Consider the following 16,694-nt stretch of genomic DNA (forward strand, 5'->3'; position numbering starts at 1 on the left):
AACTAAGAAGGAGAGATAGGGAGAATTGTGTATTTAAAGAGAATATTAGAGGTAAAAGCTACATTTAGCAAAGAAGGCAGTAATAACTTAGATTGAAGATTTCTCTATATTTTATTTTTTAAGATAGCTAATGAATAGTAAACCTCATTTAAATGCTGAATTTAAATATAGCTCGTGAATATAAAGTAGGCGTATTTTTATTGAAAGTTTGTTTATGTAAATGTACTAAAATAAAGTCATTGGTTAAATGAAATGATTTTCAATATAAAAATCAGTTTATATCAAATATGGCTGTTTATCCGATTTACAAGGTCTGTTTTTAGAGGGTAGGGCGAGGGTTTTATGTTTTTTTATATCTAAGTTGTTGTTATTAATGGGGTTGCTTATTTGTTGATCTTGGTTCTATTTTGGGCTTGTTGGGTTGTTAGGGGTAATAAAAAAGTGTGGCACAGATCTGGTTTGTGATTTTTATTGATTGTTTTTTTTATTACTTTTTTAACTCAACTTTTCGTGTGAATATTTAATGACTGACGGCGAGGCTCGACTCTCGCTGCTTAATGTAAGTATTGAAAAGTTACTTACCTTTACATTAATTATATATGAACGACGGGATTTAAAATGAAAAAAACACTATTAACTACTGCTATCATCGCAACTACATTAGTTTCTTCATCTGCTGTTTTTGCCGCACCAACTGCTACAACAGTTCCTGCTCAAACAACAATTCATTGGGAAGGCTCTATTGCAGACATTATTCCTGGCGATAACATTATTATTACTGGTAAAGATGGTAGTGTAAGTATTCCTAAAGGTACTCTTAATCTTGAAGCGAATGGTACATTTGACTCGACTGATATCGAACTTGAATCTCGTGAATACGATAGCGCTACTTTAATAGTTGGTGATATGGCTTCTGCTACGTGGAAGTTAGAGTCAGTTCAATACACTTGGGGTGCAAACACAATGAATAGCTCAAACGTTGAAGTGTTTGATGCAACAGATCCAGCAACGGCGTTAGTTGTTGGTACAGAGATTCCTACGACACAATCAATGAGCCTAAATGTTAAAAATACAGCACCACTATCTCCTGCTGATATTACTGATAAAACTGCAACTGCAAATGTAGATGTAACAATGACTGCTGCATTTGTTCTATAAGTTTACTTAATTATTACGCTAATAAGGTTCGGCATTCCGAACCTTATTTTTTATTTACGGCTCAAGCGAGGGATAAGTAATGGTGAATAAATTTATATTTGTGTTTTTTTTGATGTCATTTAATGTTTGGTCTACTCCGCGTATACCTTTATTTTTTCAAGTGACCTCTTCAATTACTAGTGAGGTTCTTGACTATAAAATCACTAATGTAAATTTCTTTCCAAATACAATATTTCTTAAATACGATAAAGAAACAGGAGCATTCATGTCGGCTGATTTATCTCTGAATGTTGAAACGAACATACCAGTAGATGAAGGTGCTGATAATTTTACTTATTCATTAAGCCTGATAGAAAATAAAAGTGTCTGTATTAATGGAAATGATGAAGTTATCGAATCACTACCCCCTAATGTAATGTTTAATAAAGAATTATTGGCGTTAAATGTTCCTGTCACTTCTCTGGGTTTTGAAAGTGAAATCAATGGCTTTCTATCAGATGAAAATGACGTCACCCTATTATTTGAAAAGCTAGATAAGTCGATCATATCATGTTCTGGCGATATATCAGTTGAAGTAGGAGTCGATATTTAATGCGTTATTTTATGTTGCTTCTGGCCTTATTTTCTTCTGTTTTACTTGCTGATACTGTCCCAGATGACTTTATAGTGATGTATGAATATAAAGAAACTAAAATCACAGTAACTAATGTTGAAGGAAAGCGTGCAGAAGTAATACTTCTTGCTAATTACAATACCGTTAAGATTAATTCTAAAAAGAGTGAGATAGATTTTCGTAATTACTTAACTGCTTCTCGTGTTAAAGAGAAAACAATAAATACTATTATTCATTCTTTGAAAACAGAAGGTATTGAAAACTCAACGTTATGCGTGGGTATGATTTCAGAATGCGTAGTTAACTCACAGAAATACGACTTTGTTTATGATTTTGATAAAAATAAATTGTATGTGTATTTCTCTCCAAATGTATTATTAGATGATAAAAACCAACAAAGTTATGTAAATAATCATAACAAAGACACTGCTCTAGTTAATCATGTAGATGCTTACTTATCAGCAGATACTGATTCTAACTCGTTGTCGGTTAATGATTTAACATCTATTGGATTGGCTTATGGCTACCTTTCCTCTGATGTAACGGCTTATCTTAATGATAGTGCCGATGATTATTTTGATGTAAATAAATTGGCTTATAATATTGATTTTAATGCTTATCAATTACAAGTTGGGTTATTTGACAATAATCAAAATACGAACGCAACAGATGTTCTATTTGAAAAAGACAATACAAAAGATTTATCTATACATTTTGGGTCATCAAAAAATTTATTAGAAAACTCTCAAAGTTATTATAAGAAAGTGTATTTTTATGCTCCCTCTGCAGGGTCGATGACAGTCTATAAAGACGGTCGTATAATTAAGCAATACACCGTTAATGCGGGTTCTGGAAATATCCCTTATACAGAATTACCATCAGGAAGATATGATGTTCGTATAGAGATTGTATCCAATGGTGTCGTGTCGCTAAATCAAATTTACCCCGTTTATAATACGGGTGATAATACACTGAGTGCCAAAGAGAGTAGCTTCATGTTTTCGGCGGGGGTTTATAAAGAATCAAGTTATACATTATATGATAACCTCGATGATCCTTTTGATGAAAACACTGAGAGCTCTGGTGAAAAGGTATATGCAGAAGATTTTGACGACACACTTTTCTTAAAGGGTCTATACTCATATCAAGTAAATAACACAATATTAGTTGGAACAGGACTCACAGCAGCAAAAGACAATAATCTTGTTGGAAAAATAGCATCAAAACTGATGTTACCGGTAGGCAGCGATATTACGTATTTATATAGTCATTATAATCAAGGTTCAAGCTCTCAAACAATTAACTTAAACACACGTTGGTTTGGTTTAAATTATGAAGATTATGATTATGTCGAAGAGGATGTTTTTGCAGAATATTTACAGGGCTCATCGAGTCGAAAGTCATTAACTGTAAATACAAACTATGCTATTTCTAGCCGTTTATCTGGGCAATCAAGCTATAGTTACGGTGAAAGTGGTAATGATTATGAGTATTGGTCTATCAATTCAAGCTTAAACTATCAATTTTCAGGTGGTAATTTATTGAATGCTAATTTGATGTATGCAGGTTATGGTGAGGAGACTAATTCTGATGGTTTAGAATTGACGCTCAACTTGACAATACCTTTGGGAGATTCGTTAACTGCAACGTCATCATTATATACTCATGATGGCAGGGCTTCACAATTTACCAATGGGTTAGAAACATCGGATCTAATAGAAAATAAAGATCAAAATTTACAAGTCAAAGTGGCTCAATCTAATTACAGTGATCGAGCTGTATCTGAAATCGTTACTTATGGCAATGCTTCGGGTAGAACTTATGAATCAAATGTCTATGCATATGCTGATACCTCTGGAGAACGCTATGTTAATGCTGGATTCAGTAGTTCACAAGTTGTCACGGAAGATGGAGTTATTGCGACAAATAAAAAATCTGACTCTTACTTATTACTCAATGTAGATACAGAAAGTGAGAATATTGATAATTTAGGCTTGTTATCACTTAAGCGAAATGAAAGAAATGTAGCGTCTTCATTTATTTATGACGACCAGATTTTAGTACCTCTTGATAAATATGAAAGCTACCAAGGTGAAATCGATACGGAAAGTGTTTCACTAGAAAATTATGGCGATAACAGTTTTACTGGTTTTTCTTTTCCGGGAAGTATTTACCAGATGGATGTACAAGTTGGCAAGGTGATTACTTTTGTTGCTACATTTGATGATCTTTTTGCAAACACTGTTGAGGGAATTAGCTGTCAAGGTGACGGTTGTGTAGATATTGCTCCTATTTCTGATGGCGTATATAAAGTAGCAGTAAGAGAGGGACAAGAATTTATTTTACGTGCTGATGATATGGTGTGTTTAACACCCGGCGTTAAAAATATTACATCGTTAAATCTAGGCCAAAATCACTGTGTTCCTTTTGTTGATGAAGAAAGTGATGCGGAATTTAGATTAGCGGATAAAGAGGGTAAAGATAAGCCTGTATATTATATTGGTAAATTTAAAGATACAAAAGAATCGAAAGAGGTTTATTCATATCTTAATAAAAAACCATATAAGTTAATTGAAAAGAAAATTGAAGATGATTTATTAGTTTATGTCACAGTGGATGACGGTTATGAAATAACAAAAAATGATAAAACATTGTTTAATAATATATTAATGACAGCGGATAATGATTCCAGATTTGGTGTTCCAGTTGTTTTAGTTTTAGATGATTCGTGGAGATAAAATGAAAATATCCTATTTACTGAGTTTATTGCTTTTGTCTACTGGCGCTCAAGCGTTACAAATAGACACCATGGTAAAAGTATCGGATAAAGGAGGCTCTGGTGTTTTTACTCTGACGAATGAAACAGACAAGGCCAGCTTTATTAAAACAAAAGTGAGTAAAGTCGATATTTCAGATAATGTCGTTTCTTATATTCCTTATGTAAAAGAGAACTTGAAAGATTGGGAAGTGACAACAACTCAACCAAAGCTTATTTTAGATGCACATAGAGCTAAAAATATAGGTGTTCGTTCACTTTGTTCTGAAAGCTGTGATACAAGTGAAGATCAAGTTTATCGCGTTGAATTTATACCAAGTGTCTATTACAAAGAAGGTGAAAAACAAGAATCGGCAGTAAACTTTAATTATGGTTATGCACCTATTTTTGTTATCCCTGCTGAAAAAAGTGACATTCAGTATACGATTGAAAATAAAGGAAAAACACTTCGAGTTAAAAATAGTGGTAATACATTCTTAAAAATTCACGTGAATCAGTGTACGTCTGAAATAACAACAGGTTGTAGCCAAAGGTTAACGGTATTAGCGGGGCGAGATAAAGAATTTAAGTTACTTGATAATGCAGTAAACCCAAGCATTAATTTAGCGATTGGTAATCATGATTTAACGTATTACCAAGAAAGAACAGTAACATCAGGAACTAAGCTGACGAGGAAGTAGCATGAATAAGGTATTTATTTACGTCTTTTTTACGTTATTTAATGCAAGTTGTTATGCTTTTACGTTGAATGCCACAGTATCAGGAAATAATGTTACGCTTAGTAATGGCATTCAACAAGATACAAATAAATACACTTTATCAGATTGGGAACCGCAATCTAATTTACCACCAACCCTTGAGTGGGCTCCAGGCTTTAATAATTCAGGAGCAAGCTTAGTGCTATCAGGTCCTGGAGGAAGTGTTGACGTTGATGTCGCTATTGTAGGTATGGAATATAATACAGGAGGGGCATCTCCAACTTCTTCATCTCCAGGTCTTAATGTTTTATCAGTTTGTGATTCTGATGAGTTTAATGGAAATATCATACACCTTGAAAAGAATAGCGTTGGTGAATGCTCAACCGGCTACCACTTAGAAAACCAAAAGTCAGTAATGCCATTTTATTTTCTAAGACCAATTATTCAGCTCGATAAACAAAGCATAGCAGCTAGTTTTCAATCACTTGATAATAAACAAGAAGGGTACTATTTTGGTTCGATATCATTACCATTACGTTATTGGTATCGCTCGATTGGTGGTGTTGTAACCTATCGAAATATTAATCATACCTTTTCAATGAAAGTCTATTATAAACCAAGTGAATTAACTGAAATAAAAATCGTGACCCCTATCGGTGGGGTAGCAAATTTGGTCCCTACACTTGATACTGGTGGTGAGTCAATATCTGCATTTACAACCTTTCAACTTTTAGCTACAGGTCTTTTTGTTGAAGGATTAGTTGTTGAGCTTGATGCTACTAATGTATATAAATTAACCATGGAAGGGGCTGATTATGATATTCCATTTTCTTTAACCTGTGATGCTTGTGAAAATTCTTTATTAGTCGATAGCGGTGTTGCTCAACTTGAAAGTTCTTTTATTTCAAAACCTAATTCGACAAAAATTCCATTTAGTTTCAGAGTTCATTATGACAGTATAGAAAAAGAGACTATTCGTATTGGTGAGTATTCAGGAAGCTTTACTGTAATGTTTGGGGCTGATATATAGGTCATTTCATTCAGGTGGCATATTAAGTAATTATTTAAGAATTATTTTTAATTTTTAACACAAATGTTTTCATACTCATAAGAGTCATTGCGAAAATTAATCCGATGGCTCATAGAACGTTATTTATTTATCAACATAAAAAATAGGATTAAACATGAAAAAAACATTATTAGGCATTTCTTTAATTGCTTCTAATTTGGCTTTGGCACCATTAGTTTTTGCTGTGACGCCAGACCACACTTTACCAACTTTTACAGCAATTCCTGCTCAAACAACGATTCATTGGGTTGGCTCTATTTCTGATATTATCCCAGGTGATAATATTATAATAACAGGTGTTGCTGGTTCGGTTGAGATCCCAAGTGGTGACTTAAACTTACAAACTAATGGCACGTTTGAATCAACAGAAATTGTGCTAGAAACACATGAGTACGACTCAACAAACCTAATCGTTTCTCCAGAACTCGCAGCTGCAACATGGACATTGCAGTCTGTGAATTATTCTTGGGGTGGAAACCAAGTAGCAAAAGCAGAGGTTCAAGTGTTTAATAAAAAGGCAGGGCCAATCGGGTCGAATAGTGCGCTGGTTATCGGTGAAGAGATGCCAGGTATTACAGATATGTCGTTGCAAGTTAAAAATGTAGTGCCATTAGATATTACCGATATTTCTGATACAACCGCTTCAGCTAAAGTCGATGTGACAATGACAGCAGCATTTCCAGCATAGTTTTAAATTGTAATCATTTAATAAGGCCTGAATATTCAGGCCTTATTTATTTATCTATTCAATTTATTTCTCTAGCCTCTAACCGAACATCTAAGATAGAACGCAATAAATGGTTGATTTAATATAAGTTAAATTTAATCTTAATTTTTTCTATTTATAATCAATACCTTAACAGTTTGTTTTTTTATTCTTATTTTATTACCCTTCTTTATGTATTTCCGCCATTTATCCCGTACTCTTTATTTTAATATATATATTTTAATATTTTATAGGCATAACGTAGGCTATGAATGGTTAACGAAATAATAGGACAGTTCAGTTAGCTTAGCTTCTTACTATTACAGATGAATGTCATAAAGGAGTATGATATTGATGAGGGATATAATTTGAACTTCAACCAAGTATCTAAATACTTATTATTAACAGCGTTGTTAGTACTATTAAGTGCCTGTGGCATTGATGAAAACGAAAGCAATGTCGGTAATAGCCAAACCCAACAAGTAACGTTATCTGCTGATAATACCACTGATAGCGTTTCTAGTGGCTTAGAGTCTTATGTCTCACTAGAAGATAAAATTCACGCTACCTCATCAGTTGGCGATAACGCGGTGTCTGAGGTTGTGTTGTTATCAGACCAGCCTGCGTGCCGTGATATTGATGTTTATCCTTTAGGATACTCAATCAATTCTACCGACTATATCGGTACCTGTGTTTATGAATATACGGTACAAAATACAGTAGACTCAACAGCACGTGCAGTTGCTTATTCGACAGCTGTGATTCAAGAAGACGCAGTCGGCTCTATTGATAAATTTGAACCTTTAGCTGAAACTGCCGAGGCAAGTACTTCTTTAGCGATTAATCTTGCTGATGAATTAGCTGGACAAATTCCTGATGGATATATGTTAAGTGAAACAATAACGAACTTAGGTGTTGGTAGTGCCTCTTTAGATATTGATGGTCAAATGATAACCTTCATCTCTGATGAGCCCGGTTATAGTCAAATTATCTATTCTTATGCGAGTGCAACAGAAGTTAAAATTGGTTCTATTAATATAGCGGTATCGACTGAGTTAAATACGGCACCAGTTGCTCCAAATATTGATTACTCAGCTGATATAAATAATGAAACGGTGAATATTAATACTGAGATAATCATTGATGTAGGGTCTTATATATCAGATCCTGATAGTGAGCCGCTTCAATTAGTATATATGGATTCTTGGTATGCATCGGTAGTTCCGTTAGATTTTAATGATGAAAATAATACTGCATTTACCTTTAATACCGCTCGTGCAGGTGAGCATTTTGTTACTTATGCGGTATCTGATCATAACGGTGGTTATGATATAGGACTGGTACGAATTGAAGTGTACGATCTAGCTAGTGGATCTGATTGGGGGAATATTCAGCAAGGTTTAACGCTGTTTTATGGACCATTGACTCATAATGAGGCTATTGGACAAGGCGTAATATCTAGTGGAACAAACTCTGACAGGGATAAAATTGTATCAACATTTAGTTATAATTATGCTAAAGATTCTTGTGAGAGCAAAGGAGGATTACCATCTGAGATTCAATTACAAGAGCTATACACTAACAGTTCTCCAGTAAACCAAAATTGGCCTGTTGTACTTAATTATTGGTCAAATGATGTAAATAAAGTAGTTAGTTTATTTAACGGACAAAGTTCTGCACCAGTTGGTGCGGGCGCATATTACGTAACTTGTGTTAATGAAGGTGGCTTGGTTATTGATAGTGAGCACTCTTTTACTGAAAATGTTATTGCTAATGGTGGCCTTACAGATGAAGGTATTGCAAAGATAGTAGTAGAGCTTACATTTGATCAGCAGCCTGTATCTGGCGCCGTTATCACTGCAAGTGTTCCTGATATGACACATGCGCAATTAGAGATGAGCTCAGTGACAACAGATGAAAATGGCATTGCCACTTTTGAAGTTACTGATATTAAAGCAGAAACAGTAGACTTTACTGCCGAATTTAATGGTGAAGTACGAAAGATAGGCCTTATTTTTATTGGAGATAAAGAGACTGCGATACTTTCTTCGACAGTTAAAACAGATGCTGCTGATATTTCAGGTGGTATAAATAAAGTGGTAGCGACACTTAAAGATAGTAATGGTAACCTATTAAAAGGGGAGTCTATTAGTTTTGATTCCAGTAATACTGTAAGTATTGGCGGAGCATCAACTACTGATGACAATGGTCAACAATCTGCTCTGGTGCTATGGACTGGTGCTATTGACTTAAATTTTGATCCAACAGCTACCGTTACCTCTAGTTATACTCGCGTAGATACTGTTGAACTGTCGTCAGAGAGCTTGGTAACTTTCTCAACTGCAAAATTGACAGATTTAATCATAGATGTAAATAATGCGTTAATTGTTAGTGGGATTAACCGTATTCATGCTGTTGTTAGAAATGGAGATGGTGCAGCTGCTCAAGACCGAACTGTATATTTTGAAACCGATAATCCAAATTGTACGATCGATGACATGTATGCTTTTGATGCATCAATAGCTAAAATCACTGATAGTAATGGTTTTGCTCATGTTAATGTTAAATATATCGTTGATACTCAGCAAAATGTAGAATGTAATGTAACTGCTACTATGGGGAGTCAAATATTATCTAGGAATTTAACATTTACATATCTTGAGTACGTTCAACTTGATTTGAACGTTTATCATTATATGACCAATACGGATCTAGATAGAATGTGTCATGATGCTGGTTACTCAACAGTTGAAGATGGTAGCGCTTTTTTAAATTGGGTTAGGGAAGATGAAAGTAGGGTTCGTGATTGGAGAGAAACTTCTATATCTTCTGAATTTGGTGTTTCTTACGGGGTGTATGAAAAAGGTGGGCTAGCGATTAATAACAATATTGATACTGCTTTTTGGTGGGAGGGATTATTTAAAAATAATGGTCGGTATTATAATTCCGGTGCTTACCTCTACACTACACAATATAGCCGTGGACTTATATGTAAAAGGTAAGATGAAAATCTTAATGACGAGACATATTCATTTAACCTACTAATTATTATTTGGGGGTAACTAGTGATTAGTGTAGAAGTTCAATTTGTAATAAAAAACAGTGTTATTAGACATTATAGATATCTTTGATACAACGACTTCCGAAAAAGTTGATGTAACAATGATAGCTGCATTCCCTAAGTGAAAATTATAATAAGGTTCGAAATTTCGGACCTTACTTATCACTCTTATCGATAGTTTGAAATTGATTGTTCATTAAAATAGTTTGAGTTTAATTTATATTAGTTTAATGTTTAATTAAATCAATATCTTAACTATTATTTTTTTTATTCTTATTTTATTACCCCCTCTTTATGTTTTCCCACCTTCTGTCTCGTACTATTGGTTTCAATATGTAGACATAACGTTTGCTATGAGCAGTTAACGAAATAACCAGGCAGTTGACTTGGCTTTGTACCATTAACAGAGAAATGTCATAAAGGAGTATGATATTGATTGATGAGGAATATGATTTGAACTTCAACCAAGTATCTAAATGCTTATTATTAACAGCGTTGTTAGTACTATTAAGTGCCTGTGGCGTTGATGAAAGCGAAAGCAATGTAGGTAATAGCCAAACTCAACAAGTAACGTTATCTGCTGATAATACCACTGATAGCGTCTCTAGTGGTTTAGAGTCTTATGTCTCACTAGAAGATAAAATTCACGCTACCTCATCAGTTGGTGATAACACGGTGTCTGAGGTTGTGTTGTTATCAGACCAGCCTGCGTGCCGTGATATTGATGTTTATCCTTTAGGATACTCAATCAATTCTACCGACTATATCGGTACCTGTGTTTATGAATATACGGTACAAAATACAGTAGACTCAACAGCAAGCGCAGTTGCTTATTCGACATTAGTGGTTCAAGAAGATGCTGTCGGGTCCATTGATACATTTGATCCTATAGCTGAAACTACCGAGGCGAGTACTTCTTTAGTGATCAATCTTGCTGATGAGTTAACGGGGCAAATTCCTGAAGGGTATATGTTAAGTGAAACAATCACTAACTTAGGTATTGGCAGTGCCTCTTTAGATATTGGTCGTCAAACGATAACCTTTATCTCTAATGAACCTGGTTATAGTCAAATTATTTATTCTTATGAAAATGAAACTCAAGTAAAAATTGGTTCTATTAATATTGCGGTATCAACTGAGTTAAATACAGCTCCAGTCGCCCCAAATATTGATTATTCTGCTGATATAGAGAATGAAACCGTGAATATTAATACAGAGGTAACCATTGATGTGGGTTCTTATATATCAGATCCAGATGATGAACCACTTCAACTGGTATATGTAGATTCTTGGTACGCATCAGTAGCACCGCTAGATTTTAATAATGAAAATAATACCAAATTTACTTTTTATACAGAGCGCGTAGGTGAGCATTTTGTGACTTACGCGATATCAGATCACAACGGTGGTTATGATATAGGGCAGATACGTATTGAAGTGTACGATCCAGATAGTGGAGCTGATTGGGGGAATATTCAGCAAGGTTTAGCGCTGTTTTATGGACCATTAACTCATCATGAGGCTATTGGACAAGGCGTAATATCTAGTGGAACAAACTCTGACAGGGATAAAATCGTATCAACATTTAGTTATAATTATGCTAAAGATTCTTGTGAGAGCAAAGGAGGATTACCATCTGAGATTCAATTACAAGAGCTATACGCTAACAGTTCTCCAGTAAACCAAAATTGGCCTGTTGCACTTAATTATTGGTCAAATGATGTAAATAAAGTAGTTAGTTTATTTAACGGACAAAGTTCTGCACCAGTTGGTGCGGGCGCATATTACGTAACTTGTGTTAATGAAGGTGGCTTTATTATTGATAGTGAGCAGTCTTTTACTTCAGATGTTATTGCTAATGGTGGTGCTACAAATGAAGGTATTGCAGAGGTAGTCGTAGAGCTTACATTTAATCAGCAGCCTGTATCTGGTGCAGTTATTAATGCAAGTGTTCCTGATAAGACGCTTGCGCAGTTAGATGAGAGCTCAGTGACAACAGATGATGATGGCATTGCTACTTTTAAAGTTACAGATATAAAAGCAGAAACAGTAGAGTTTACTGCCGAATATAATGGTGAAGAACGAAATATAAACATTACTTTTATTGGAGATAAAAATACGGCAGAACTTGTTTCAGAAGTTATGATAGATAATGCATTGCTTATCGGTGGCTCTAATGAAATAGCGGCAACATTAAAAGATTATTTTAATAATGGATTGCAGGGAGAATCCGTAATTTTTTCTTCTGATAGCTCTGATGTTAAAATTACTCCAGAGACGAGTGTTGTTGATTCTCAAGGAGTGCAAAAAGCCAGTATAGAATGGATAGGTAGCGAAACTATAACTAGTGATCCAAATATAAATATAACTTCAAGTTATACTAAACCAAATGGTGAAGTGATTTTTGTAAATAACGATATCACTTTTAGTACTGCTGTATTTAAAGGGTTATCTATTGATGTTAATTATGAACCAATTTACACTGGAAGAAATAAAGTTCATGCAAAAGTATCACTTTCTGATGGAAGTCCAGCAGTTGGAATACCAGTAACGTTTTCATCTAGCTTAACGTGCAGTACTGGTTATAACGGTGAAAAGGTCGTTAACACAAATGAACAAGGTATTGTTATTATAACTCTTACTTCGTCTATAATCGGAAACTGTACAGTCACTGCAAGTGCACTAGGAGAAATAGATACAGCTACAGTATATTTTAGCGAGGAAGATCCTGAAATAGAAGCATATACTTCTACTGCGGGTATTGATCCTGACTATTATACTACTGCCGCCGCTGCAAGGTTAACACCAAAAAAATCTGGACAGCAAATAAAATTTACTTTATCAGTTGCTCAAGGTTATAACTGGAACACCACTTGTCGCTTTGCTAATAACTCAACTGTTATATGGGCAACTACCGGGGAAGGTGGCTATACGCCTGCTCAGAAGGTTACTAGAACTGATCAAGATAATAATAATGGTTATGGTCATTGTTGGGTGAAAGTGTTGTGGGTTGCTGAAGACATAAGTGATTCGGGTTGGATAATTTTTCCTGAATAGTATTTAGTTGTTTCATATGATTTTGAGTCCTGTTTCGTAATATGAATGGGACTCTAGTACATATTAAACTATATGCTGTTTGAGGAAAGTGGTCTTAGTATATAAATATAACTATTATATTATCTATTAATTAAATATAAGAAGCGATGCTATTAACAATTAAGTAATTTTAACGATGGTAAATAGGAATGAAATAAACAGTAAAAATATTTTGGCGGGGAAATTATATATTATTCATTATCAAGGTCGGCGAGGGTTAGGGGCGTGATAGTGTATATTATGTGTGCAAAAGACAATTGATAATATCATCTAATGATTATTTCTTCCCAAAATAGTTTGCTGTTTTAATGAAAGGCTAAGTGGATAACACTTAGCCTTTTTTATGGTTCATCGCAGATTAGCGGGAATTGAAAACAAAAACGGCAGTTAGTGGTAAAGTTACATCGCCAAACACAACTTTTCATAAACTGCCGTTTTCATGCCAAATAATACTTTTTTATCATCATTCTGGAAAGGTTTTCAGATCGTAAAATCTCATAAAACTGATTCATTAATATCTATAACCTTAAAGCCTGATTCCCCAGCATTCTGCTCTTGCGGGCGACTCTCTGAATTTACTCACGATACTCAGTGGCGAACTATTAAAGACGCTATGATATTAGGAACTCCAGTTGAACTTTTGATTCAGACTAGGCGCATTACATGTTCGCTATGTGGTACAAAAACGGAAGCAATATCTTGGCTTAAACCATACTCACGCCTGACTAATCGATTGATAGAATATATTGAACAACTGCTGCCTTTGCTGCCGATTAAACATATTTCAGAACTGACTGGAGTACATTGGCACACGATAAAGAACATTGATAAACAACGACTTAAACGAGTTATCCCTGACATACCATGGGATAAATTACGTCAACTAGTGATGGATGAGTTTGCCATATTTAAAGGACATCGATATGCAACAGTGATTGCCGATGCGCAGACACATCAAGTGCTTTGGATTGGTTTAGGTAGAAGCCGAACTGATATCAGGCCTTTCTTTGAAGAGCTTGGTGAGCATGCCGAAAATATCGAAGCAGTAGCTATGGATATGAATACAGCTTTCGATCTCGAAGTGAAAGCTCATTGCCCTAATGCGCGTATTGTATACGATCTTTTTCATGTGGTAGCCAAATATGGACGAGAGGTAATGGATAGAGTTAGGGTAGATCAAGCGAATCAACTCAAAGAAGACAAAAAAGCTCGTCGTTGGATTAAGCGTTCACGCTGGATCCTTTTGAAAAATAGAGACAACCTAGACGCAAATCAACAGAGTTATCTAGATGAAATACTTTCGGTAAACCACGATTTAATGGTGACTCATTTGCTAGGAGAGCAATTAAAAGAGCTCTGGTATTGTGACTCAGAAACGCAGGCAATAGAACTATGGGATGTATGGTGGCAACAGGTAAATGAGAGTGGGATCCAACCATTAATCAGTTTTGCACGAAAGTTAAAACCATACCTTCACGGAATTGTTAGTTCGGCTTTATATCGATTAAATACATGTACACTGGAAGGAATAAATAACAAAATTAAGCTGATCAAAAGAATGGGGTATGGCTACAGAGATACAGACTATTTCTTTATGAAGATAAAAGCGGCTTTCCCCGGAAAGCCGCGATGAACCTTTTTTATGGGCCTCATAGTCGGCTATTGTTCGCGGGAAGCGACAATATATCCCAGAGAGGAATGGCAACACTCCAGTCATTGGAAGTGCAATCACTCCGAGCTGTAAAGAATTAAAGAGTTTAAAAACAACAACTCACTAGAACAGAGAGAGATTGGTATATTAAAAAAGCCAGCGCTTTGTTCATTCAAAACCATTAAGAAGAGTAGCATCGAATAATTAAGGAAAAAATCATTAATTTAGGTGTTGGTAGTGCTTCTTTAGATATTGATAATCAAATAATTACTTTTATCTCTGATGAGCCTAGCTATAGCCAAATAATTTATTCTTATGGAAATGAAACGGTAAAGATTAATACCTAGATCCCAAGAATAACCGACACACTTTGGTATAGATTAGAGAGTCAGTTGCCTATAAGCTTCAAGCTCTCACACAATCAACTAAGGTAATCCCATGGGACACCAATATAAGCAACTGACACTAAGTGAAAGATACCAGATTGAAGCTTGGAATACACACTGTATTTCTGCTCGGGAAATAGGACAAAAATTAAAACGGAGCAATGGTTCCATTTCAAGGGAATTACGACGCTGTCCTGCTGGAAGTTATTCTGCCGAGCAAGCGCATAGACATGCTTTTCAAAAAAGAACACTTTCAATTAAGCATACAAAATGTAACCAAAAGAATAAGAAAATTATTCAAACATACCTGCGACTTGGTTGGAGTCCAGAGCAGATATCTGGACGGATGCGTAAAGAAAAAATAGAAAATACAATATGTTGCAGTACGATTTACAATGTAGTTAAAAGAGAGCATTGGCAAAGAATGCTTGCTCGAAAAGGTAAAAAATACAAACTACGTAAAGGTGTAGAAGCAGGAGCAAGATTAATCCCTAACCGTGTTGATATCTCTCAACGGCCTACAATTGTTGACGATAAATCAGAAGTTGGCCACTGGGAAGGTGATACAGTTTATGGCCAAGATGGGTATTTAGTCACGATGGTAGAGCGAGTATCTAAGCTATTAGTTACCTGTAAAGTACGCAGTAAGTCCAAAAAAGCCGTTACTCGTGGAATAAATCGCATGATGAAGCCCTTTAAAGGGCTTTGCAAAACAATCACATTTGATAATGGCGGAGAGTTTGCGGGTCATGCTAAGATAGCTAAGCATCTGAACTGTGACATTTATTTTGCTAAACCTTACCATTCCTGGCAGCGAGGTTTGAATGAGAATACCAATGGTTTACTAAGACGTTTTTTCCCAAAGGGAATGGCCATTGGAGAACTTGCAGCAAAAGAGATTAAACAGGCAGAGCTTTTGATTAATTCGAGGCCTAGAAAGGCATTAAATTTTCTGAGTCCGAGTGAGTTTTTAAACGGTAAGCGTGTGTCGGTTATTGTTACGATCTAGCATACAGATGTAATCATTGATGTAGGGTCTTATATATCAGACCCTAATGGTGAGAAGCTTTAATTGATATATGTTGATTCTTGGTATGCATCGATAACACCGTTAGATCTTAGTGATAAAAATAATACAGCATTTACTTTTAATACTGAGCGCGCAGGTGAGCATTTTGTGACTTACGCAGTATCTGATCACAACGGTGGTTATGATATAGGTCAGACACGGGTTGACGTTTATGATCCAAATTGGCTGACTACGTAGATTCTTATTTTGAATCCGGTTCTTTTGGTCCTTATGGGAAACAATATGTATGATGCGATGGGTTGGCCGGTCACCATTAACTACTGGACGTCGAGGATAGCTCCTTCTAACAACTATTTCGCGTGCGGCTCATTTCGGGCGCGGCGAGAAACGACTATGGCTCTAACCCCTCTTGACTTGGCCTCGTGCATGGCAGTTATGGGTGGCTAAGCC

At 35.4% G+C, this 16,694-nt stretch carries 11 protein-coding genes; all 11 read left to right on the forward strand.

All coding sequences use genetic code 11. The features are described from left to right. The first annotated feature begins 618 nt into the window (after positions 1 to 618). The 11 genes from AC2IP4_RS05525 to AC2IP4_RS05575 all read left to right on the forward strand — a co-directional run bounded on the left by AC2IP4_RS05525 (position 619) and on the right by AC2IP4_RS05575 (position 16,481). The gene (locus AC2IP4_RS05525; RefSeq protein ID WP_486310634.1) at positions 619 to 1,158 is read left to right on the forward strand and encodes a hypothetical protein; all 540 of its coding nucleotides are present in this window, start codon (positions 619 to 621) and stop codon (positions 1,156 to 1,158) included. Between the two features lie 265 nt (positions 1,159 to 1,423). Continuing rightward, positions 1,424 to 1,750: a hypothetical protein gene (locus AC2IP4_RS05530; RefSeq protein WP_486317128.1), complete on the forward strand. Its 327-nt coding sequence runs from the start codon at positions 1,424 to 1,426 to the stop codon at positions 1,748 to 1,750. After that, entirely contained in the window at positions 1,750 to 4,509 is a 2,760-nt protein-coding gene (locus tag AC2IP4_RS05535) for a TcfC E-set like domain-containing protein (RefSeq protein ID WP_486310636.1), read from the forward strand. Before AC2IP4_RS05530 ends, AC2IP4_RS05535 begins: the two co-directional genes overlap by 1 nt. A 1-nt stretch (position 4,510) precedes the next feature. After that, positions 4,511 to 5,227 carry a hypothetical protein gene (locus AC2IP4_RS05540; protein WP_486310637.1) on the forward strand — a complete coding sequence of 239 codons (717 nt, stop codon included), beginning with the start codon at positions 4,511 to 4,513 and terminating at the stop codon, positions 5,225 to 5,227. A gap of 1 nt (position 5,228) precedes the next feature. After that, the gene (locus AC2IP4_RS05545; RefSeq protein ID WP_486310638.1) at positions 5,229 to 6,275 is read left to right on the forward strand and encodes a hypothetical protein; all 1,047 of its coding nucleotides are present in this window, start codon (positions 5,229 to 5,231) and stop codon (positions 6,273 to 6,275) included. 154 nt (positions 6,276 to 6,429) lie between these two features. After that, a complete protein-coding gene (locus tag AC2IP4_RS05550; RefSeq protein ID WP_486310639.1) occupies positions 6,430 to 7,002 on the forward strand; it encodes a hypothetical protein in 573 nt (190 codons plus the stop codon). Positions 7,003 to 7,388: 386 nt separating this feature from the next. Further along, complete coding sequence (locus tag AC2IP4_RS05555; protein WP_486310640.1) at positions 7,389 to 10,022, forward strand: hypothetical protein; 2,634 nt, start codon at positions 7,389 to 7,391, stop codon at positions 10,020 to 10,022. A 485-nt stretch (positions 10,023 to 10,507) separates the two neighbouring features. Then, the gene (locus AC2IP4_RS05560; protein WP_486310641.1) at positions 10,508 to 13,138 is read left to right on the forward strand and encodes an Ig-like domain-containing protein; all 2,631 of its coding nucleotides are present in this window, start codon (positions 10,508 to 10,510) and stop codon (positions 13,136 to 13,138) included. Positions 13,139 to 13,616: 478 nt separating this feature from the next. Continuing rightward, on the forward strand, positions 13,617 to 14,810 hold the full coding sequence (locus AC2IP4_RS05565; protein WP_375320385.1) for an ISL3 family transposase: 1,194 nt from the start codon (positions 13,617 to 13,619) through the stop codon (positions 14,808 to 14,810). A gap of 456 nt (positions 14,811 to 15,266) precedes the next feature. Further along, a complete protein-coding gene (locus AC2IP4_RS05570) occupies positions 15,267 to 16,223 on the forward strand; it encodes an IS30 family transposase (protein ID WP_486310642.1) in 957 nt (318 codons plus the stop codon). Positions 16,224 to 16,286: 63 nt separating this feature from the next. Then, a complete protein-coding gene (locus AC2IP4_RS05575) occupies positions 16,287 to 16,481 on the forward strand; it encodes a hypothetical protein (RefSeq protein ID WP_486310643.1) in 195 nt (64 codons plus the stop codon). Positions 16,482 to 16,694 lie beyond the last annotated feature (213 nt).

Source organism: Aliivibrio thorii, assembly GCF_057368585.1.

Bases quoted from the DNA above. Each gene is read 5' to 3' on its own strand.
- AC2IP4_RS05570 (WP_486310642.1), top strand. From the start codon at position 15,267: ATGGGACACCAATATAAGCAACTGACACTAAGTGAAAGATACCAGATT.
- AC2IP4_RS05565 (WP_375320385.1), top strand. From the start codon at position 13,617: ATGCCAAATAATACTTTTTTATCATCATTCTGGAAAGGTTTTCAGATC.
- AC2IP4_RS05540 (WP_486310637.1), top strand. From the start codon at position 4,511: ATGAAAATATCCTATTTACTGAGTTTATTGCTTTTGTCTACTGGCGCT.
- AC2IP4_RS05560 (WP_486310641.1), top strand. From the start codon at position 10,508: ATGATATTGATTGATGAGGAATATGATTTGAACTTCAACCAAGTATCT.
- AC2IP4_RS05535 (WP_486310636.1), top strand. From the start codon at position 1,750: ATGCGTTATTTTATGTTGCTTCTGGCCTTATTTTCTTCTGTTTTACTT.
- AC2IP4_RS05525 (WP_486310634.1), top strand. From the start codon at position 619: ATGAAAAAAACACTATTAACTACTGCTATCATCGCAACTACATTAGTT.
- AC2IP4_RS05545 (WP_486310638.1), top strand. From the start codon at position 5,229: ATGAATAAGGTATTTATTTACGTCTTTTTTACGTTATTTAATGCAAGT.
- AC2IP4_RS05550 (WP_486310639.1), top strand. From the start codon at position 6,430: ATGAAAAAAACATTATTAGGCATTTCTTTAATTGCTTCTAATTTGGCT.
- AC2IP4_RS05530 (WP_486317128.1), top strand. From the start codon at position 1,424: ATGTCGGCTGATTTATCTCTGAATGTTGAAACGAACATACCAGTAGAT.